Source organism: Thioclava sp. 'Guangxiensis' (assembly GCF_045348365.1).
Classification (GTDB): Bacteria; Pseudomonadota; Alphaproteobacteria; order Rhodobacterales; family Rhodobacteraceae; genus Thioclava; species Thioclava kandeliae.
In genome coordinates, this window is sequence record NZ_CP155823.1 from 579,929 (window position 1) to 599,224 (window position 19,296).

Sequence of the window (19,296 nt, forward strand, 5' to 3'; positions counted from 1 at the left end):
ATTTGAGTGGTCCGGTCTGAAACCTCGTGCCTCATGGAGTTCGGCCTACGGACATGATGCGGTTCAGGGCTGCTGGGCGATACGACCTCTTCTGGGCACGGGTCTAGGCCAGTCAAATGCGGGAGACCAGATCGTAGAATTGGCTGAAACTGCCATGTCGTTGGCCTGAACTGTCAAGACGGGTTCCAAGCTGCCTCACTAGAATTTTCCTGATGGCAAGTGTCACACTTCTCTCGGAAAGGAATTCCATATGGCGGATCCACAACCTCAAACCACTCTCAGGAAAGGATCCTTGGGTGTTACCCATATCCTCTTCTTCGTTATCGCTGCCGCCGCACCGCTGACAGCGATCGTCGGTGCGGCACCTCTGGCCTATTCGATCGGCAATGGTGCGGGTGCGCCTATGGGATATGTCATTGCGGGGCTGATCTATCTCCTGTTCAGCGTGGGCTTTACGGCAATGAGCCGCCATGTCGGAAGCGCTGGTGCCTTTTACGCCTTTGTCTCCAAAGGGCTGGGATCACGCTGGGCACTGGCGGCAGGCGCAATGACGCTGCTGACTTATTATGCGATCCAGATTGCCATCTATGCCTTTTTCGGGATCGTCATTGCGGGACTTCTGGAACCGCTAGGACTGCCTCTGCCGTGGTGGGCCGCGGCTCTGATCTGCGTGATCCTCGTGGATCTCTGCGGCCGACGCCAGATCGAGTTCTCAGGCTGGATTCTCGGGATCTGCATGCTATGCGAAATCGTTGTGCTGATGGTGCTCAACCTGCTGATCCTTGCCCAAGGCGGGCCGGAAGGCATCAGTGCAACCTCGTTCTTGCCCTCGGTCGGGTTCTCGGCGGGGATCGGTGTCAGCCTTCTGTTTGCTGTGGCCTCCTTCCTCGGCTTCGAGGCAACCGTGATTTTTGCGGAAGAAGCCAAGCGCCCGCGCCGCACGATCCCGATGGCGACCTATCTTGCCGTGATCTGTATCACCCTGTTCTATGCCTTTTCAGCGTGGTGCATGGTTATTGCCTATGGCCCGTCCAATATCCGTGACGCGGCAACCGCCGATAGCTCGGATCTCTTCGTGAACACGGCACATGCACTTGGCGGCAGCCTGCTCAGCACGACGATGAGCGCTCTGCTGGTCACCAGCCTTTTTGCCTGTATCCTGTCCTTCCATAATACGATCAGCCGCTATCTCTTTGCAGGCGGGCGCGAAGCTGTCTTGCCCAAGGCGCTGGCACAGGTGCATCCGCATTTCGGCTCGACCCATACGGCCAACCGTGTCCAGAGCCTCTCGGTTGCCCTGATCATCGGCCTATGTGCCCTATTCAGGATCGATCCCTATGCAACCGTCTATTCGTTCATGGCCGCACTCTCGGCACTGGGGGTCCTCTCGGTCCAGATCCTCGTGGGCATCTCGATCCTGCGCTATTTTGCCCGCACACCACATGACACGACACTCTGGCAAAGGGTGATTGCGCCCGTCGCGGCATTGATCGGTCTGGTCATCGTCTTGCTGCTCGCACTGTCGAACCTTCCGATGCTGACAGGCGCCACCAATGTCGCAGTGATCCTGCTGCTTCCGGCGGCGGTTATCGGCACGGGGCTCATGGGCTGGGGCTATGCCGTCTATCTCTCGCGGCGGGACCCTGCCCGTTATGATGCGCTCGGCACGAGTTTCCTCTCCATCGCAGGAGCATCGCATGACTGACGCTCCGGATATTGCAAGCGAGATGATCATCTTCGGGCGGCAGCCACTGGAGACCGGCATCACCATGGAATATGCCCGTAAAGGGCACGGGCCCCATAGTTTCGTTCTGGTCCATGGCTATGGTGATAGCTGGTATTCCTTCTATGGCATGATGCAGGCCTTTCCCGACAGCTGCAGCGTCCTTGCCGTGAGCCTGCGGGGGTTCGGCGAGAGCGACAAGCCGGAGACCGGCTATTCCATCGGCCAGCATGCAGAGGATGTTATCGCATTGCTGCAGGCGCTCGGGACAGGGCCTTCCGTCATCGTCGGGCATTCGATGGGCACATTCATCGCCCGGGAGATCGCACTCCGAGCGCCCGGTCTGGCCCAAAAACTTGTGCTGGTCGATACCGCTGCCACAGGAGCGACACCGCCGCTGGTGGCGCTGGCACGGGACCTCTCAGAGCTTCAGGATCCTCTTCCACGCAGCTTTGCCCATGAGTTTCAGGCAGGCACATGCGTCAACCCCTTGGGAGGAGGCATGACGCTGGACAAGATCGTGGACGAAAGCATGAAGGCTCCCGCCCATGTGTGGAAATCGGCGCTTGCGGGGTTGCTTGACTACCGGCCACCGGCGGGACCGTTCCCCGAGCTGGCACAACTGACGCTCCCGGTCCTTCTCGTCTGGGGCGCTCATGACGAGATCTTCCTGCGCGAAGATCAGGACACCCTGCTCGCCGCCTTACCCGATGCGCGGCTCAGCGTATATGCTGCGGCCGGCCACGCCCCGAACTGGGAAGTACCCGAGGAGCTCTGCTCCGAAATCCGGAACTTCTGCGGCCTTTAAAAGCGCACACGCCCGACATGGGCCTTCCGGTCTTTCCGGCAGGCCCATGCTCACGAGATCAGGCGACCCCTCAAACGGAAATTACTGGGCGACAGGCCGGTTTCTGCCTTGAACGCCCGCGAGAAAGCGCTGCTCTCGCTATAGCCCAGCCGATAGCCGATCTGGGATACAGACATGGAGCTTCCGAGGAGATACTCACAGGCGATTTCCATGCAGACAGCGGCGCGCAGATCTCGGAAGCTTGTGTCATAAGCCTCAAGCCGACGGTGCATCGTGCGTTCGCTGAGCCCGAGTTCCGCTGCGATTTCACCCGCGCTACAGGTCGCGAGACCCCGACCGTCACTGCGGGACTGCATCGCGTCATGGAGTGCGCCAATCAGCCCCGTCCGGTTGCTGCGCGTCAGAAGCTCTCGCTCCAAATCCTCCAGGATCAGCCGATGCATATATCGATCGGCCTGCGGCGCGGGCCGTTCCAGCCATGCCGCGTCGAAATAAAGCGCGGTCATCGGCTGGCGGCTACGGATTTCAACCTCTTCAAGACAGGTGCCACGGGCAGAAGCGCGAAATACATGCTGGAAATCTATGCGCGAGGGGACGAATGCCGGTGACAGACGCGTTAGCGCACGACATAAAAGCGCAATTGAAAACTCCGCATCCTGCGCACGAAGATCCGAGTGCAACGCGCTCAGCTCGTAGCTCAGGCAGGCCAAACCGCCGCTACGCTTCAGCTGCATATGCGAATGGTCCTGAACAACCGAAAAGTTGCTGCAAAAGGTTTCCAGTGCCTCGCCCCAGCTTCCGGCATGCAACATCTGATAGCCGATTGCGCCAAGATTACGAATATCGAAAACGTCTCCGAAACAGATCCCGAAATTACCTGTCGGACATTCGGCGGCCGCCACATCCAGCACACGCGTATACAGGCTCAATGGGATCATGCGATCGGGCGTGGATAGCGATTCAGGGCTCAGCCCCGCCTTGCGGACAACTGCCTCGAAAGAGCTACCGTTCCGGCTGACGATGTCCGCGCACCCAATCAGGCATCCGATCCGGATCGAGCTGTCGAGACTTCTTGTCAGCGCGCTGTGCTGCTGCATATCCGATACCCTGCCATGGCTCTGGCGCCAACGTCTTCCTTCCTTGGCTCTGGCCTATAATATCGCAGCAGACGAGAAATATGTCTCCGGCGAACCCGAGTAATGAGAGCATCAGAATGAACTGCCCAGAAATCGTTCGGATCTGGTTGCGGGCGCCAGTAAAGTAGGCACTGGAAATGTTTGCCGCGAGGAACATGAAGCCGGTGCGCGACTTCGGGTCTCGAATGGTGCATGAGGACCATTCGAGACCTGTTTTCACAGGAGCGTCGATCTTACCGAACTGGTAGAGCCATAGAGCAAGAAGAGCGCCGCAGAACAAGCCGCGCTCTTGAATGTGGGTTAGCCAAGGATCGGCAGACTTGCTATTTTATAGCCCAGCGTAATGGTGCGCCCGAGGACAGGATCTTCGAGTTCTGCACTGAAACATGTGGAGTACTGTATGCCACCGATGGCGGGCATGGTGCCACAGAGCATGGCGGTGCCGTCCTCGAAATGTCCCTCGGCCTCGTAGCGGGCCATCGTCTCGAGCGGCATTAGCAGCGAGGCAACCGAGCCTTCCTGATAAAGCACGCGACCGGTCTCGGTCTCGATCCAGCTGCGAAGAACTAGACTGTCCCAATGGTCTTTGACTTCGTCCATGGGCCAGAGCGTTGTCGAAACCGGCTTGGCACAGAGCTGCTTGGACACGGAGATCCCGTAAGCTTCGACTTCGCGGTCGGTATGATCAGAACCGAGCCCAACATAGAGCGCGCCGTTATGGCGCAGCAGAAGCGGCTCGACCTCACCGGAGGACTTGTCGCCAAGTTCTTCGATCATGTCGGCCTGCGTCAGGCGTTCGGCAGCCACGCGGTAGAAGGTCGGCGTGGTCTTGGGGCGCGCGATGCCGAGCGCTTCCAGCTCGACGATATGGTGCTCCATTGCCGCCTTGTCGCGTCCGGCCCAGCCAGCAATGACGAGCTGGCGCGGGTCGAAGACGATCTCCTGCGATCCGGTGCGGGATATGATCTCGAATTTCATGTCATTCTCCTGAAAATGCGGGCGCGAGATGACGCAGCACCGCCTCGACGGTTGTGCCGATGCCAAGCAGGCGACGGTCATCCATGGTTTCGCCCATGAGGGTCAGCCCCACCGGCAACGCGCCATCGGGCTGCGGCAACGGAAGGGACAATGCACAGCGGTCGAGGAAATTCGCGACCGTTGGATTTCGCAGAGCGCGCAGGTTCGTCTGACCATAAAGCGCCTCGTCCGTCTCAAGCGGCGCAAGCTCGGGCGCAAGCATTGGCACCGTGGGCAGAAGCACCGCATCAAGCCCCTCGGTCAGCGCATCGCATTCGGCGATCATCGCCGCGCGGGCAGCTAAAACGGCGGCATAGTCCTCAGCCGTCATCGTTTCGGCCTTGCGGATACGGACCGCAACGCGAGGGTCATAATCCGCTTCTCCTTCAGCAAGTCGTTCGCGATGCACGGCAAAGGCTTCCGCGCCGGTGATCCCGCCTCCTGCATTGAGCGCCGGAATCGCTTCGATGGGAGGCAACTCGAGATCTACCAGCTCGGCTCCGGCCTGCCTCAAACGCTCGAGTGCATCAGTCCACGCTTGCGAAACTTCGGGCTCGAGCCCGTCGACGACATAATTCCGCAGGACGCCAAAGCGAAGGCCGACGATGCTCTCGGGCACTGAGAGGCCGAGGTCGGGCTCGTTGACCAACACCGCATCCGCAAGCGCCACGCCAGCCACATCTGCGGCGATCGAGCCGATGGAATCAAGCGTATATGACAGTGGATAGCAGCCCTCCTGCGGGATGCGCCTTGCAGTAGGTTTGAACCCTGTCAGCCCGCAGAAAGCTGCCGGGATGCGACACGAGCCGCCGGTATCGGTGCCGAGACCGATCACCGCAAGCCCCGCACCAACCGATGCCGCAGCCCCCGACGATGATCCACCAGGGATGCGCGCGGGCAAATCCGGCGCTACCGCCGGATTGCGCGGGGTGCCGAAATGGGGATTGAGACCAAGACCAGAATAAGCAAATTCGGTCATATTTGTATGGCCGACAATCACGGCCCCTGCGGCGCGCAACCGCTTGATAACGTCAGCATCGGCTGCGGCAGGTGCGGCATTTTCCAATACTTTCGAGCCCGAATGCGTGACAAAGCCTCTCATATCGAAAAGGCACTTGACCGAGATCGGCACTCCGTCAAGCGGCCCCAAAGTCGCGGCTTCCGCACGGCGGGCGTCAGAGGCGCAAGCCGCCCTGCGGGCACCTTCCAGATCGAGCGCGGTATAGATGCGCGCCGCCTCGGGGCCCGCAGCGTCGAGCGCTGCCTCAACACGCTCGAGCAGGCCCTGGGCGGTAACCGCGCCGCTTTCCAGCGCCGCGGTTACTTCAGCAATGGTCAAACTCATGCGACCACTTCATCCTCGGCAACGTAGTAATGCAGTTCCATCAGAACGCAGCCCTTTTCGGATTTGAAAGGCCCGTGATAGGCGCCCTTGGGGCGGCAGGCATAGGTGTGCTGGCCAAATGCCTCGCCCCCCTCGCCATTCTCATCATTTCCGACGGTCAGATCGCCCGAGACGAGATAGACCTCTTCCCAGTAATCATGCACGAAAGGTTTGGTCGTATAGATCCCCGGTGCAAAACGCAGAAGGCGGGTTCGGAAGCCCTCCTTCTTTTCTTCGTCAAGGAAACCCGAGAGGATTTTCTGCTCGATGCCCTGCGGATATCCCGGCGGCACTTCCCAGCCCTCGGTGCCCATATCAATCGGATAGAACTCTTCATGCGACTTTGCGATTTTCATTTTTTTTCCTGTGGTTAGATAAGAGGTTTTCGACTTGAGCCAAGTGATGCCGATCAAACACCAAAGCTCGGATTACATTCAGGACACAGCCGGCAGCTCGTAACCTGCCATCATGGCATCGACGAGCCCGGTGGAGCGGTCCCAATCAAAGTGCCGGAAGGAATGCCCCTTTGTGACGAAGGTCGCACCTGCATAGAACATTTCGTATTGCTGGTGGCGTGAGCCGAATTCCGACCCAAGCGCATCCCATGCAAGCTTGAAGAACTTCACGCGGCCCTTCGCGTCGGTGACAGGGCTGGCCTGCGTCTTCTCGATCAGACGCGCCACTTCGGGATTTGCGAAATCGGCGACCGAGGAGGGCAGCATAATCAGCCCACCGCCTGCCAAATCACGCATGGTAGTAATGACTTGGGCATAGAGTTGCTGGGTCAAGACTTGCGCCGAGTAAAGCAGATGCGTATCGGGGATGTAGTATGCCCCGCGCATCTTGCCCTTGGCTTCCATACCATAGACAAACGCTTCAACCATTGCCGCTTGCGCGGCCAGTTGGCCAAGCGTCTCGCGCACGGCGGGAATAGCCAATGTTCCATTGGTCTCGGCTGTCTTGCGCGCAATCCCCATAAGGAAACGCATTTTCACCATAAGCCGGATCTGCGCCTGATAGTTTTGATAGACATGGGCGGGGGTCGCATGGAACTGTCGCGCGCACATTGAGGTGTTCTGATTGATGAAGACACGCTCCCACGGAACTTTCACATTATCGAAATAAAGCACCGCGTCATTCTCGTCGAACTGCGCGCCAAGCGGATTATCAAAGATCTCGGGGCTTTGCGCTTCATAGGATTTCCGCGACAGGATCTTGAGGCCGGGAGTATTCATCGGGATCGCGAAGGAGATGGCGTAGGGCTCCTCGCCTTCACGCATCGGCTGAATACATGTTACGAAAACCTCGTTGGCCAGCACGCCCCCCGTGGCCAGCATCTTGCCTCCACGCACGGTGAGCCCTGAAGAGTCCTGATCAACCACACCACACGCGAAGAACGGATCTTTCTGCTCATTGGCGGCCTTCGAACGATCGGCCTGCGGATTGATGATGACATAGGTCAGATAAAGCTCGTTATCGCGCGCATAATGGTAGTAATCCGCCAGAGCCGAAGCGCGCGTTTGGTCATATTCCTCAAAGACCTCGAGCCCCATATACATGCCCGCGATGCAAGAGGCGACGTGATCGGGGGCGCGGCCCATGAAGCCGCCATGCAGCTCGGTCCAAGCTTCCAGCGCGTGACGGCGCTCGACTAGCTCGGCATAGCTCTTGGGAAGCTGCCAGATGCGATTGGCGCGGGCGCCATTACCGGTCTCGAAAGTCATCAGGGCCTGATTTTCCGGCGCCGCCTGAAAATCGTAGAGTTTGCCCATTGATGCCACCGAGTGGCGGAAAGCGGGAGCTGTGGTCACGTCCTCGACACGCTGGCCGTAGATATAGATTTCGCGTCCGTCGCGAAGCGATTTGGTGTGCTGGGCACCGTTCTTGATCATCGGGGGGATCCTTCAGGCAGGGGAGAGGCGGCGAGCCAGCGCTTCAGCGCAGCGCGACATAGCCTCCTTGGGAGAAAATAAGCGGGTAACTCGGTTCAGCGAGATGGATCTCGCTGACCTGCGCCACGAAGAGGCGATGGTCGCCCGCGTCATGGATGGCGTTGGGAACGCAGTCGAAAATGGCCTGGGCGCCAGTGATATGGGGCGCGCCATTCAGACCGGGAGTCGTCTCGACCCCGGCGAATTTATCCGCACCTGCTCGCGCGAAGCGGTTCGACAGATCGGTCTGATCCTGCGAGAGCACATGGATCGCATAGCTTTCGGCCTTCTCGAAGAGTGGCAGCGAATGTGCATGGCGCCCGATAGAGAATAAGATCAGCGCAGGATCAAGCGAGAGCGCGTTGAACGAGCTCATCGTCATGCCGATACGTTCCCCGGCTACAGTCGCCGTGACGATAACGACACCGGTGGGAAAGCGTCCGAGCGCGTTGCGCAGGCTGCGGGTATCGGCAGGATCAGGCGTAAAGGTCTGGCTGTAATGGCCCATAACGGAGGTCCCTTATCAAACGGCTGGCCCCACAATCCTGTCGGGCCGCAACTGTTCTTAAGGTTCAGTCACCAAGGATCATCTGTCAATTTAATTAACTTACAAAGGTATTTCCAAAATATATTTGCCTAGAAATTTGGCGTCCGGCACCTAAACGCGTCGAAGATCCCTTAAGAGATCTCTAATATTGCATATTTTAAAGTCATACAATGTTCTTGGATCCGCGAATGTCCGAATCAATAATCGTTTATTAATATCACTAAATTCAATAGCTTATTTTCAATAGAACTACAGGTGAAAAACATAGATTCTTGTAATGTCTATATTTTGCTCACTCAACATGCCCAAGCTGGGCGCCGATGATGCATACATGAGCGCATCAATATAAATAGCTTTGTTAGGAAGTTTTTATTTGAAAGTTTTTCTGTATCGAAGCGTGATTGACTAAGCGGCAGAATCCCTGCCCTGAAAAATAAGAATGCGCGGGCTCTCGGGTCTGCAACAACAGTGGAGTGAGACATGGAATTCAATAAGATGATGCTCGCGCGATCCGGAGCAGCTGCACTCGCCATCACGCTGGCATCTAGCGCGGCCTATGCTGACACGATCCGTTTTGGCGCAGTCGTACCCGCCTCGGGCCCGTTCGCTGAATGGGGCCGCGCGAATACGGTGGCGCTCAAGATGCTCGAGAAGGAGGTCAATGACGCCGGCGGTATCAATGGCGAGAAGCTCGAGATCTCGATCTATGACGATGGTGCAAAGCCCGGTCAGGCTGCATCGATGATCCGCAAACTAACGGATGACGACAAGGTTCTGGCGATTGCTGGCCCCGCGACCTCCTCGGCTGCCGAGGTCGCCTTTCCGCTCGCAAACCAGCTCGGGATCGTCGCGGTCTCGCAAAACAGCTCGAAACCAGGACTAGCAGCTTCGAACCGTCCCTGGGCCTTCCGAAATACGGTCGATGAGGCCAAGCTCGCGAATGTTACTCTGCCGTGGTTTGTCGAAACCTATGGTGTGAAGAAGGTTGCCATCATCTATGACGCCAAGGATGCCACCGCGACCGCTGTCGGCTCCTCGATCTTTCCCAAGGTGCTAGAGGCAAATGACATCGACGTCGTGGACGGCGCAAGCCCTATTACCTTCAATACCGGCGATCTTGATGTCTCTGCGCAAGTCACCAAGATCCGTGCAATGGCCCCCGATGCCGTAATCCTCTCCGCAGATTACAGTCAGGCGATCACCGTGCTGCGCGAGATGCGTCGTCAAGGTGTCAAACTGCCTGTTCTAGGCTCGACCCAGCTAATCTCGAGTGCAATCCTCGCGGCCGATCCCGAAATTCCGGTAGTAGCTCCGACAACCTTCTTCGCCGGCCTCGATACGCCCGCAGTGCAGGATTTCACCGCCAAACTTACCCCCCTTCTGCGTGCGCAGAAGAACCTCCCCGACACAATCGAACCTTCACAATTCGATGCCAATATCTATGAAATCATGTCGCTTTTTGTCGAAGCGGCAAAATCGGCAAAAATCACCGGCAAGCCTGAGGATCTAGCGTCCGACCGCGAGAAGATACGCGACTATATGGCTTCCGAGCACGATTTCTCCGGCCTGGGCGGCAAAATCTCCTTTGGCGAGGATGGTGATGCTGTGAAGTCCTTCTTCATCGTTGAAGCCAAAGATGGCGCATGGACAGCCAAAGACACGGCGTGCTCCGCTGAAGGCGCCTGCAGCCAGTAAGCACTCTGCGTCCCAACCTCAGGGTTGGGACGATCTTCTTTCTCTCACCAGGGTTCGCGTCGCCTCGATGTATGTCAGTATCTTTATCCAGCAGGTCTTGAATGGCCTAACTTTGGGCGCGGTGTATACGCTGATCGCTCTCGCTTTCTCGCTGGTGATGGGGGTGCTCGGCATCCTCAACCTCGCCATTGCCGAAATTTTCATGTTCGGAGCCTACCTGGGCTTTGCACTGCTATTGTCTGGTTTCCCCCTCTGGCTTGCGCTTGTGGCCGCGATGGCGGGTACGGCTATCATCGGGGCGATTGTCGCACGTATCGGTTACGAACCTCTGCGTAATGCCGGTCATGTCACGCCGATGTTAAGCACGCTCGGCTTCTCGATGATCTTACAAAACCTTGCGACCAACCTATGGGGCTCGGACCCGCTACAACTGTCGCTTGATGGTCTCCTTGCCACACGTTTCTCAATTGGACTGGTCTCTATCAGCCTGGTGCAGATCATCGTCATCGTAGTCACTGTTCTTTTCTGTGTGGTCATTGGCCTCCTGATCCAGCGGAGTGCTGTGGGACGGGCGCTGCGTGCCGTTGCCGAAAGCCGCGAAATCTCACGCCTTTTGGGTATCTATCCGGGACGGTTGATCCTGATCACCTTCGCGCTATCCGGAGCCCTGGCAGGCGCGGCGGGCGTGCTTGTGGGCGTGCAATACTCCGCTATCACGCCCTATATCGGGGCGGATGTCGGGGTAAAGGCAATCGCTGTCATGGTGGTCGGCGGGGCGACCAATATCTGGGGGGCGCTCTTGGCAGGACCGATCATCGGTGTGCTCGAGGTTCTTACCGTTGCTTACCTGGGCGCGGAATTGCGTGATTTTATTGTATATGGCCTGATGATCGTCATCTTGCTGGTCCGCCCGCAAGGATTGCTCGGAGGCTCGGCCAAGACTTCCGGAGGACGCGTATAATGTTGTCAGCCTATCAATCCGGCCTCTTGGCCGATGGCTCCATCCTGCTTTTGGGCGCGCTTTCGGTCTATGTCATCCTTGCAACCGGCCAGTTATCACTGGGCAACGCGGGTTTCATGGCAATCGGCGCCTATCTTTCCTCCTGGCTCACGGTAAGCGCGGGGTTTGCCCTCACGCCAGCCATCCTAATTTCAGTGGTGGTCGCCATGGGGTTTGGACTGCTCATCGGCTTTCCGGCGCTGCGGCTTCGCGGCATTTACCTTGCGATGGCCACACTGGCTTTTGGCGAGATGGTCCGCAGCTTTTTCCTGAACTTTGAACCGACAGGTGGCTCCGGCGGCTACGCGGGGATGGAACATGTGTCTTTGGGCTACATCCTTGCCTGGACGCTAGGCTGTCTGGCACTGGTGCTGGCACTTGAACGCACACGCCTCTGGTTCGAGGTGAAGTCAATCAAGGATGACGAACTCGCGGCAGGGCTCATGGGCCTCAATACCACCGGCATCAAACTCGCAAGCTTTGCGTTTGGCTCGGGTCTTGCAGCGGTATCCGGAGCGCTGTTCGCGCATCAAAACCTCTATATCGAACCGGCAAACTTCGGGTTCGACCATTCGGTCTCGTTTGTGCTGGCTGTTATTCTGGGTGGCTCAAGCCTTGCGCTGGGTTCGCTTTTGGGCGCCGCAGTGCTGATCCTATTACCCGAAGTTCTGCGCGATTTCACAGACTGGCGTCAGGCAATCTTCGGAGCGCTGCTGATCGGCGTCCTGCTCGTGCGCCGTCAGGGGCTTGTCGACCGGAATTTCTTCGGTCTGGCGCGTTTACGGAGGAAATCGTGATATGACCCATATCCTTACTTTTGAGAACGTAACTCAGAGCTTTGGCGGGATCCGTGCGCTCAATGAGGTCTCGTTCGATTGTCGCGCGGGGGAAATTACCGGCATCATCGGCCCCAATGGCGCTGGTAAGACCACGATCTTCAACGTCATCACTGGCGCCTATCGCCCCGACAGCGGAGCCGTAAGGCTGTCGGGCGAGAACCAACTGGGCCGTGCTTCCTGGCGGATCGCGCGGACAGGTATCTCGCGCACTTTCCAGAATATCAGGCTCTTCCCATCATTGAGCGTACGCGAGCATATTCTGCTGGCGCAGGCCCCGAAACTAGGGCTGGCACGCAGATTTCTGCCCGACGGCAAAGTGCAGGCGCGTGCCGACGAGATGATGGAGTTGTTCGGTATTGCCCAATATCGCGACCGTGTCGCCACCTCCTTGCCTTACGGCGTGCAACGCAAGATAGAGATGGCGCGGGCCTGTGCTATGGCCCCGAAACTCCTCCTGCTTGACGAACCCGTTGCCGGGATGAACCATGACGAGGCCGAAGATCTACGTCAGACCCTGCTAAGACTGCGTATGGATGGGCTCTCAATCCTCATTATCGAACATGACATGCGCTTCATGATGCGATTATGCGACAAGATCCATGTCATGAATTTCGGCACCCGCATTGCCAGCGGTACACCAGCGCAGATCCAGGCTGATCCTGCTGTGATCGCCGCTTACCTAGGAGAAGAGGCTTGATACTCGAACTGAATGCATTGGCGGTGAATTACGGCGCCATTCCCGGGGTGCGTACAGTCGATCTGACTCTCGACGAGGGAGAGATCGTTGCATTGATCGGCGCAAACGGTGCAGGCAAAAGCACGACCATGAAAGCAATTGCCGGCTTGCTACCCTATCGTGGCGAAATCCGATATCGCGGATCGGTATTGGCACCAATGCGCGCCGAGGCCAATTTGGCGGCAGGTCTGTCACTCGTGCCGGAAGGACGGGGCATTCTGGCAAGAATGACAGTCGAGGAAAATCTTCGGATGGGCGCCTATCTGCGCCGCGACCACGCGGCAGTAAACCGCGAAATCATTAGCGCCTTCGAGCGTTTTCCGATCCTCGGCAAGCGCCGGAACGGCCTGGCAGGCTACCTGTCCGGGGGGGAACAGCAGATTCTTGCGATCGTACGGGCCCTGCTTGCACGACCAAAACTTCTGCTTCTGGACGAGCCATCTCTAGGCTTGGCTCCGTTGATGACGGCCGAAATCTTCTCGTTCATTGCAGGATTCCGCGCTCAGGGGTTGAGTGTGCTTGTAGCGGAACAGAAATCCAAGCATTCGCTCGCAATTGCCGACCGTGCCTATCTTCTCTCGATGGGCGAAGTGGTTGCAAGCGGTGCCGCAAACGAGCTGGCGGAAGGTGGCCTCATTCTCAATACAATGTTGGCCATCGGCTGACAGGCATATCACTGGTTCGGACCAAAACTGGTCCGAACCCCCATCGCCGCATCTCAGGCGTCTTTGCTCGGCTCGGGCTGGATGTGGTCCGGGTTACTGCGCAAATAATCTTGCAGCTTCAGCGCTCGCTCAGCCCCCTCGATGAGGCTCTCCATCATATTAACCATAAAGCTCAGATCGCCCCGGCGAAGCGTCCCGAATTCCACATCGTTCACCTTTTGCTGGATTGGTGCCAACGTGCACAGCAGTCCATATGCAGTCTCGGTGATCGTCAGCTGGATTTTTCGGCGATCCTCAGGATCGACGGTTTTCTCGACCAAGCCCATTTTTTCTAGGCGCTTTGTCACAGTAGTGACAAACGCACTTGAGAGATGGAGATGCTCGGCCAACTGACTGACAATAACGAAGCCATCGTCGGCGGTCATGTGGCTGATCGCAACGAGAACGCTATATTCCACCCCCCCCAGTCCAATATTCGCCCCGAAATTTGCGCGCACCTTCTCGTGGCGAGACAAAAACCCGAAAAAAGCATGGATAAGTTTGCGGAACTCTGCATCTGATCCGTTTATTAGCAGCTCAGGCCGCGACACTGTCAGAGGACGGTCTGTCCGATCATATAAATCTACAGCCACGGGCGTAAAATTATGCCCTGCAATAGGTTTGACTGTAGGCTTTTCTGAAGGCATCTAACGCGATCTTTCCAAATTGAAGCACCAGCATAACAGAGACTTGCAGGTACGAACACCTTCTGCGGGCAGGTTGGCACCGCGATTGATGCTAGCGGTGATAAATAATTTGCGAGTTTGGCGCTATGGGAATTAGGAAAGGTGTACAGTCCCATCAGTTGGTGGATCGGGTTCAAAATGAAGCTGTCTGTCACTGCAGCCCAGATCTTGCAGTTTTATTCTTCGGGTATTGCTCTGCCCCCTGAAAACCGGATTGTTTAAATCTGGAGGCTTTGGCTATTCTGTTCTGGCCGGGAGAGGAGCGGAAACGCTTGAAAGCCTCGAAGTTCACGGAGGCGCAGAAGGCGGCCATCCTGAAGAAGGACAGGCAAAGCACCCCGGTTTCTGAGATCTTCCGAAAGGCGGGAGGCAGCCAAGCGTCCTATTTCAACTAGAAGAAATTACCGCGACCCGTTTCCGAACAAGATGTGTCAACTGAAGGCGCTGAAAAAAAGCACATACGGCTCGAGAAGCTTGTGGAGGACCTGACGCTCCGCCCTGAGATGTGAGCTGCCCCCCGAAAATCGGACAGTTTCCCGAGAAGCGGTCTTGGACATTCGGGCCAGAGCTTAAGCTGGGTCGCCGAATGAAAAAGGCGATCTACCATGGCAAAGAGAAAGAACCACTCAGCTGATTTGAAGGCGAAGGTCGCATTGAAAGCGATCCGCGAGGAGATGACGCTGGCGGAATTGCCGAAGAAATACGGCGTTCATTCGAACATGATCAGCGGGTGGAAGTGTGCGGCGGTTACCAACATGGCGCAGGCTTTCGAGCCCGATCAAACCGATAGGGCTCGCGCCTCCGAGGCCGAGATTGAGAAACCGCATTCGAGGATCGGACAATTGGTCGTAGAGTGGTTTCTTTCATCGAGCGCCTCGCACCAGTTGCTCGGGGCGCAAGGTAAAAATGGAGAGCGCGGATCATCAGTTGAGGCCGCGACGGCAATCCGCACTACTGCAGCGGGGCTGTATTACCGTCCTGTTGGCGAAAGTGCCGAGAGCCTGAGATTTATGGACCTCATCGACAAGCAGTTCTTGGAAGCGCCGTGGTATGGTTCGCGGCAGATGGCGGATACATCCAGCATCAGGGGCTTAAATGCGGCCGCCACAGGGTACGCCGTCTAAGGCGCAAGATGCGGCTGGTTCCAATTTATCAGACGCCCAACACCAGCAAGAAACGTCCCCAGCATAAGGTCTCGCCCTATCTACTGAAAGGACTGGCGGTAACTCGACCCAGCCAGGTCTGGTGTGTCGACATCAGCTACATCCCGATGCATCGGGGCTTTCTGTATCTCGTCACCATCATGGACTGGTTCAATCGCAAAGGTTTGGCTTCGCGGCTTTCTAAGAGCATGGAGGCAGACTTCTATGTTGAGACTTTGAAAGAGGCTTTGGCCAAATATGGCCCGCCAGAGATCATGAATAGCGATCGGGGCAGCCAGTTCACCGGCTGTGAATGGGCCGACACGCTGACCGAGGCCGGGGTGAAAATCTCTATGAATTGTCGGGGCCGCTGGATCGACAACCGGATGATCAAACGGCTTTGGCGCTCTGTGAAATACAAATGAGTCCATCTTAGGCTCCAGACTCATTCCCTTTCACAGCCAGAACAGAACGGTAGCGGCGAGCATCATCGCTGAGAGGAAGGTTTCCGGGCAGCGGTCTTATCGCGTGACGACGCGCCGCCAGTCTTTGAGGCTGTCGAACATGATTTCGATACGGTTGCGCCGTTTGTAGCGCCTTTTGTCATATTTCACCGCCACCCTGCGGGACTTCCTACCTGGGATTCACACTTTCATTCCCTTGTCTTTCAACGCTTCTCTGAGCCGATCTGCATCACATCCCCGATCGCCCAGCATCCATTTCACCTGTGGCAGGCTGTCGAGCAACGCCTGCGCACCGGTGAAGTCGCTGAGCTGACCTGCTGTTATGAACAGTCGGATCGGGCGGCCATTCATGTCGGTGACGGCGTGGAGCTTCGTGTTCATCCCGACCTTCGTGCGGCCGATCAGGCGTCGACGCCCCCCTTTTTGACCCGCAGCCTGGATGCCGTGCAATGCGCTTTCAGATATGTCGCATCGATCATCACGGTTCGAGTGTCGGAATTTTCGGAGGTCAGGCCTTCCATGATCCGAGCGAAGACACCCATTCGGCTCCAACGATTGTAGAGCGTTTTGGGCGGACCAAATTCCTTGGGGCGCGTCACGCCACCTCAACCCATTGCGATTAATGAAGACAACTCGCTCAACACACGCAGATCATCGACGCGAGGCCGCCCACGGCTTTTCGGAAAATAGGGGCCAATGCGCTTCATCTGCGCCTAGGTCAGCCAGAACAAGTTACTCATCACCTCAAACTCCAGATCGTTCAGATCCAGATTCGACTTCAAAAGTTAATAGGTCCTGAGCCTAGAACCGTGCCCTGATCGCGTCTGCCGCCTGCCTTAGGGCATCGCGGATCATATCCTCGCGTCCGTCCAGCCGCGCGAGTGGAAGGACGACCGACAGCGCGTAGCGTTCGCTCACGGGGAGATCAAGCGTAAGTGCGAACGCACAGACACCAGCGAGATATCGCTGCGCCTCAAAAGCGATCCCGTCGCGACGGATCACGTCAAGCTCCTTGCAAAGTGCCAGGTAATCGCCGGCCTGTGTAATCTCCAGCCCGAGCCGCGCTCGGAGATCGGCCTCCGGTAGCGCAGCTAGAAACGCATGACCCTGCGCAGTAACGGTCAGCGGCAGGACCTCGCCGACCGGCGAGACTACCCTTAACGGCTGGCGCGAGGCGACCTGATCTACCAGCAGCGCCTGATCCGCCCGCAAAACCGAAAGATTGACTGTTTCTCCACAGCATTCGGCAAGCCTTTCCAATTCGGGGCGCGAAAGGCTCTGGACATCATGCTGGTTGGCTGCGGCAAGGCGCGGGAGCGCAGGGCCCAGACAGACCCGTCCGTTAGCAAGGAGCAGCAGGTGTTCTTGAACCAAATCGGTGATAAGACGATGTACGGTAGAGCGCGGCAGAGCTGCCTCGCGCGCAAGTTCCGAGATGCTCATCCCGCGCGGGGCCCTCTCGAGCACGCGAAAGATCGTCGCGGCCCGTGCGATTACGCCAATCGCCTTGCTCTCACTGGCCTGGGTCATTTCCAGCCCTCCTTCTTGTCGTGAGAGTTATCACGGCAGGAAGAAAGGGCCAATCAATCCCATTGGGCTTAAAGCGAGATATTCATCAGCTTGGCCGCATTGCCCTGCGAAACAGCGAAGCGCTCGTCCTCGCTGATCTCGGCATTATCGATCCACTTGGCCGCGATTTCGGGTTTCTCGAAGGGATAGTCTACCGAGAACAACACGCGATCTCCGCCGATATTATCAAGCGCACAGCGCAGCGCCACGTCGTCGCACACGCCAGACGTCGTCAGCCAAAGGTTATTGCGTAGATACTCGGAGGGCTTCTTTTCAATCTCGAAAGCTGTGTTGGAGATCGGGTAGCGGCTATCTAGACGCCACGGTTGCATGGGAAGCGTCTCACCCATATGCCCAAGAATAACCCGCGCATCGGGAAAGCGGTCAAAGACACCGCTGAAGACCAGTCGAAGCGCATGGGTACAGGTCTCGGCCGCCCAACTCCAGGTCGGCCCCCAAAGCTCGGGATGCCCGGCATAGGCAGCCGACTTGCCTGCGGGGTTTCCTGGATGGATATAAATTGGCGCCTTCAGCGCCGCGGCGCGCTCCCAGAACACGTCGAAACGGCGATGGTCGAGATATTCGCCATTGGTTTCTCCATTGATCAGCGCGCCCTGAAAGCCGAGATCTGTCATACAACGTTCCAGTTCATCCGCCGCACCTGCCGGATCCTGCAATGCCAGATGGGCAAAGCCGCCATAACGTTTTGGCTGTTTCTGGACCTGCGCGGCCAGCCGGTCGTTGGCCGATTTCGCAAGTTTTGCTGCTTTGGCGTGATCGGGTTCGATCTGCACCCCTGGCCCCGAGATAGACAACACCGAGTAAGCAATGCCGTTCCGATCCATTGCCTCAAGGCGCCTGTCGCCGAAATCCTCTAGAATAGGGACCACCTTATCGAACAGGTCAGAACGAATATTCTGTTTTGTTTCAGCTAGATATTCCACAAAATCTGGGAAGATAATATGTTCTTCGAGCGCGATCTTCGGCACAGCTTTCTTGGTCGCCGCCTGGCCTTCAGTTTTTGCTGATTGCGCCTTGGCTGCAGCAGGTGCGAGGGCACTTAAGGCTCCCGCGGCAAGGACCGTACGGCGATCGAACTGATTGCGTAACATAAGAATCTCCACGTAATGACCGAATAATGGATATGATGTCCAATTAAAGGACATAGGAAAATTTGGCTATTAACCATTTATCACGTCGATGAGAGTTGATGAGAACGGCGGTCACAAACTCCATTGCGGTAGCGGTGGGATGGTTCTGGGGGCACGGAGTAGACGTTGTCCATTCAGACGAGCAGATCAGGCGACATCACAATAGCGCGCACCACCGGAGAGTTGATCTACCTGCTGAAAACCTGACCATGTAAAGCTAGAGTTTCCTGGCAGTCTTCTCTAGCTGGGCAAGATGAAGACGGAATGCCTGTCGCCGCGCTATGCCGGAAGATCGGCATCAGTCAGTCGGTATATTTCAATCGGAAGAAAAAGTTCGGTGGTTTGCTGCCTGACGAAATGCAGCGGCTGAAGTTGCTTGAAGACGAGAATGCGCGTCTCAAGATCCTTGCAGGCCCGACGCTGGGCTGCGAGAGGGGACGCGGGGAACGCCACCGGTTCGAGTATACCCGCGAACGGAAGTCATCCGGCGAAAGTTCGCAAGCACCGGAGCGGTCGCCTACACTCGTTTGCGGGATGTGCACAGATTGCGCGCTCTTGATCCGCAAGGCGTGCGGAGCCCCGCGTTTGGACTGATCAAGCGACCGCTCTCCGTTCCGGCAGCGTCAAAGGCGCGCAGCAAGGAGAGTTACGAAACGCGTGTCCGGTCGGGGTATCGGCGCTTGCATTTCCTCCTTGATCGCGAAGCTTGGCATCACAGGGTTAAAAGACCCTTCAATGTTTACAAGGCTATGGGCATGCAATTG

20 protein-coding genes and 1 pseudogene are annotated in these 19,296 nt (G+C 57.2%); 11 read left to right on the forward strand and 10 right to left on the reverse strand.

Annotated elements, in window-relative coordinates:
• Positions 1-292 precede the first annotated feature (292 nt).
• Both ABEB22_RS16115 and ABEB22_RS16120 read left to right on the forward strand, forming a co-directional pair.
• Entirely contained in the window at positions 293-1,705 is a 1,413-nt protein-coding gene (locus tag ABEB22_RS16115; protein ID WP_349295414.1) for an APC family permease, read from the forward strand.
• The gene (locus ABEB22_RS16120; protein ID WP_349295415.1) at positions 1,698-2,531 is read left to right on the forward strand and encodes an alpha/beta hydrolase; all 834 of its coding nucleotides are present in this window, start codon (positions 1,698-1,700) and stop codon (positions 2,529-2,531) included. Before ABEB22_RS16115 ends, ABEB22_RS16120 begins: the two co-directional genes overlap by 8 nt.
• 50 nt (positions 2,532-2,581) lie before the next feature.
• Here the strand turns inward: ABEB22_RS16120 and ABEB22_RS16125 are convergent, their stop codons facing one another.
• The gene (locus ABEB22_RS16125) at positions 2,582-3,586 is read right to left on the reverse strand and encodes an AraC family transcriptional regulator ligand-binding domain-containing protein (RefSeq protein ID WP_349295826.1); all 1,005 of its coding nucleotides are present in this window, start codon (positions 3,584-3,586) and stop codon (positions 2,582-2,584) included.
• On the opposite strand from ABEB22_RS16125, the gene ABEB22_RS16130 reads away from it, so the two are divergent.
• Positions 3,480-3,731 carry a hypothetical protein gene (locus ABEB22_RS16130; RefSeq protein WP_349295840.1) on the forward strand — a complete coding sequence of 84 codons (252 nt, stop codon included), beginning with the start codon at positions 3,480-3,482 and terminating at the stop codon, positions 3,729-3,731. The two genes, ABEB22_RS16125 and ABEB22_RS16130, sit on opposite strands and share 107 nt — an antisense overlap.
• A 236-nt stretch (positions 3,732-3,967) precedes the next feature.
• On the opposite strand, the gene ABEB22_RS16135 is transcribed toward ABEB22_RS16130, so the two are convergent.
• The 5 genes from ABEB22_RS16135 to ABEB22_RS16155 form a co-directional block, all read right to left on the reverse strand.
• Positions 3,968-4,645: a DUF2848 domain-containing protein gene (locus tag ABEB22_RS16135; protein ID WP_349295416.1), complete on the reverse strand. Its 678-nt coding sequence runs from the start codon at positions 4,643-4,645 to the stop codon at positions 3,968-3,970.
• A 1-nt stretch (position 4,646) separates the two neighbouring features.
• Positions 4,647-6,029, reverse strand: a complete 1,383-nt coding sequence (locus ABEB22_RS16140; RefSeq protein WP_349295417.1) for an amidase — start codon at positions 6,027-6,029, stop codon at positions 4,647-4,649.
• Complete coding sequence (locus ABEB22_RS16145; RefSeq protein WP_339114666.1) at positions 6,026-6,424, reverse strand: cupin domain-containing protein; 399 nt, start codon at positions 6,422-6,424, stop codon at positions 6,026-6,028. The genes ABEB22_RS16140 and ABEB22_RS16145 overlap by 4 nt, the downstream gene beginning before the upstream one ends.
• 78 nt (positions 6,425-6,502) lie before the next feature.
• Positions 6,503-7,960: a 4-hydroxyphenylacetate 3-hydroxylase N-terminal domain-containing protein gene (locus ABEB22_RS16150; protein WP_349295418.1), complete on the reverse strand. Its 1,458-nt coding sequence runs from the start codon at positions 7,958-7,960 to the stop codon at positions 6,503-6,505.
• 43 nt (positions 7,961-8,003) lie between these two features.
• Positions 8,004-8,507 carry a flavin reductase family protein gene (locus tag ABEB22_RS16155; RefSeq protein ID WP_349295419.1) on the reverse strand — a complete coding sequence of 168 codons (504 nt, stop codon included), beginning with the start codon at positions 8,505-8,507 and terminating at the stop codon, positions 8,004-8,006.
• A gap of 519 nt (positions 8,508-9,026) precedes the next feature.
• On the opposite strand from ABEB22_RS16155, the gene ABEB22_RS16160 reads away from it, so the two are divergent.
• The 5 genes from ABEB22_RS16160 to ABEB22_RS16180 all read left to right on the forward strand — a co-directional run bounded on the left by ABEB22_RS16160 (position 9,027) and on the right by ABEB22_RS16180 (position 13,481).
• On the forward strand, positions 9,027-10,241 hold the full coding sequence (locus ABEB22_RS16160) for an ABC transporter substrate-binding protein (RefSeq protein ID WP_339114669.1): 1,215 nt from the start codon (positions 9,027-9,029) through the stop codon (positions 10,239-10,241).
• Between the two features lie 67 nt (positions 10,242-10,308).
• Positions 10,309-11,202: a branched-chain amino acid ABC transporter permease gene (locus ABEB22_RS16165; protein WP_339114670.1), complete on the forward strand. Its 894-nt coding sequence runs from the start codon at positions 10,309-10,311 to the stop codon at positions 11,200-11,202.
• A complete protein-coding gene (locus ABEB22_RS16170) occupies positions 11,202-12,038 on the forward strand; it encodes a branched-chain amino acid ABC transporter permease (RefSeq protein WP_339114671.1) in 837 nt (278 codons plus the stop codon). The genes ABEB22_RS16165 and ABEB22_RS16170 overlap by 1 nt, the downstream gene beginning before the upstream one ends.
• Position 12,039: 1 nt before the next feature.
• Entirely contained in the window at positions 12,040-12,777 is a 738-nt protein-coding gene (locus tag ABEB22_RS16175; RefSeq protein ID WP_349295420.1) for an ABC transporter ATP-binding protein, read from the forward strand.
• Positions 12,774-13,481, forward strand: a complete 708-nt coding sequence (locus tag ABEB22_RS16180; RefSeq protein WP_349295421.1) for an ATP-binding cassette domain-containing protein — start codon at positions 12,774-12,776, stop codon at positions 13,479-13,481. The genes ABEB22_RS16175 and ABEB22_RS16180 overlap by 4 nt, the downstream gene beginning before the upstream one ends.
• A 53-nt stretch (positions 13,482-13,534) precedes the next feature.
• Here the strand turns inward: ABEB22_RS16180 and ABEB22_RS16185 are convergent, their stop codons facing one another.
• A complete protein-coding gene (locus ABEB22_RS16185; protein ID WP_339114674.1) occupies positions 13,535-14,167 on the reverse strand; it encodes a MarR family winged helix-turn-helix transcriptional regulator in 633 nt (210 codons plus the stop codon).
• Between the two features lie 644 nt (positions 14,168-14,811).
• On the opposite strand from ABEB22_RS16185, the gene ABEB22_RS16190 reads away from it, so the two are divergent.
• Positions 14,812-15,330 carry a hypothetical protein gene (locus ABEB22_RS16190; RefSeq protein WP_349295422.1) on the forward strand — a complete coding sequence of 173 codons (519 nt, stop codon included), beginning with the start codon at positions 14,812-14,814 and terminating at the stop codon, positions 15,328-15,330.
• An 8-nt stretch (positions 15,331-15,338) separates the two neighbouring features.
• The gene (locus ABEB22_RS16195) at positions 15,339-15,773 is read left to right on the forward strand and encodes a DDE-type integrase/transposase/recombinase (protein ID WP_349295423.1); all 435 of its coding nucleotides are present in this window, start codon (positions 15,339-15,341) and stop codon (positions 15,771-15,773) included.
• A 30-nt stretch (positions 15,774-15,803) separates the two neighbouring features.
• On the opposite strand, the pseudogene ABEB22_RS16200 reads toward ABEB22_RS16195, so the two are convergent.
• The 3 genes and pseudogenes from ABEB22_RS16200 to ABEB22_RS16210 form a co-directional block, all read right to left on the reverse strand.
• Positions 15,804-16,519: pseudogene (locus tag ABEB22_RS16200) on the reverse strand (IS5 family transposase).
• Between the two features lie 94 nt (positions 16,520-16,613).
• The gene (locus ABEB22_RS16205; protein WP_339114677.1) at positions 16,614-17,342 is read right to left on the reverse strand and encodes an IclR family transcriptional regulator; all 729 of its coding nucleotides are present in this window, start codon (positions 17,340-17,342) and stop codon (positions 16,614-16,616) included.
• Positions 17,343-17,410: 68 nt separating this feature from the next.
• On the reverse strand, positions 17,411-18,493 hold the full coding sequence (locus ABEB22_RS16210) for an amidohydrolase family protein (protein ID WP_339114678.1): 1,083 nt from the start codon (positions 18,491-18,493) through the stop codon (positions 17,411-17,413).
• Positions 18,494-18,796: 303 nt separating this feature from the next.
• Between ABEB22_RS16210 and ABEB22_RS16215 the strand changes: the two genes are divergently transcribed.
• Entirely contained in the window at positions 18,797-19,126 is a 330-nt protein-coding gene (locus ABEB22_RS16215; protein ID WP_406871170.1) for a transposase, read from the forward strand.
• Positions 19,127-19,296: the final 170 nt, after the last annotated feature.

Bases quoted from the DNA above. Each gene is read 5' to 3' on its own strand.
- ABEB22_RS16210 (WP_339114678.1), bottom strand. From the start codon at position 18,493: ATGTTACGCAATCAGTTCGATCGCCGTACGGTCCTTGCCGCGGGAGCC.
- ABEB22_RS16195 (WP_349295423.1), top strand. From the start codon at position 15,339: ATGCGGCTGGTTCCAATTTATCAGACGCCCAACACCAGCAAGAAACGT.
- ABEB22_RS16185 (WP_339114674.1), bottom strand. From the start codon at position 14,167: ATGCCTTCAGAAAAGCCTACAGTCAAACCTATTGCAGGGCATAATTTT.
- ABEB22_RS16175 (WP_349295420.1), top strand. From the start codon at position 12,040: ATGACCCATATCCTTACTTTTGAGAACGTAACTCAGAGCTTTGGCGGG.
- ABEB22_RS16145 (WP_339114666.1), bottom strand. From the start codon at position 6,424: ATGAAAATCGCAAAGTCGCATGAAGAGTTCTATCCGATTGATATGGGC.
- ABEB22_RS16160 (WP_339114669.1), top strand. From the start codon at position 9,027: ATGGAATTCAATAAGATGATGCTCGCGCGATCCGGAGCAGCTGCACTC.
- ABEB22_RS16120 (WP_349295415.1), top strand. From the start codon at position 1,698: ATGACTGACGCTCCGGATATTGCAAGCGAGATGATCATCTTCGGGCGG.
- ABEB22_RS16215 (WP_406871170.1), top strand. From the start codon at position 18,797: ATGCCTGTCGCCGCGCTATGCCGGAAGATCGGCATCAGTCAGTCGGTA.
- ABEB22_RS16190 (WP_349295422.1), top strand. From the start codon at position 14,812: ATGGCAAAGAGAAAGAACCACTCAGCTGATTTGAAGGCGAAGGTCGCA.
- ABEB22_RS16140 (WP_349295417.1), bottom strand. From the start codon at position 6,029: ATGAGTTTGACCATTGCTGAAGTAACCGCGGCGCTGGAAAGCGGCGCG.
- ABEB22_RS16170 (WP_339114671.1), top strand. From the start codon at position 11,202: ATGTTGTCAGCCTATCAATCCGGCCTCTTGGCCGATGGCTCCATCCTG.
- ABEB22_RS16205 (WP_339114677.1), bottom strand. From the start codon at position 17,342: ATGACCCAGGCCAGTGAGAGCAAGGCGATTGGCGTAATCGCACGGGCC.
- ABEB22_RS16155 (WP_349295419.1), bottom strand. From the start codon at position 8,507: ATGGGCCATTACAGCCAGACCTTTACGCCTGATCCTGCCGATACCCGC.
- ABEB22_RS16165 (WP_339114670.1), top strand. From the start codon at position 10,309: ATGTATGTCAGTATCTTTATCCAGCAGGTCTTGAATGGCCTAACTTTG.
- ABEB22_RS16150 (WP_349295418.1), bottom strand. From the start codon at position 7,960: ATGATCAAGAACGGTGCCCAGCACACCAAATCGCTTCGCGACGGACGC.
- ABEB22_RS16135 (WP_349295416.1), bottom strand. From the start codon at position 4,645: ATGAAATTCGAGATCATATCCCGCACCGGATCGCAGGAGATCGTCTTC.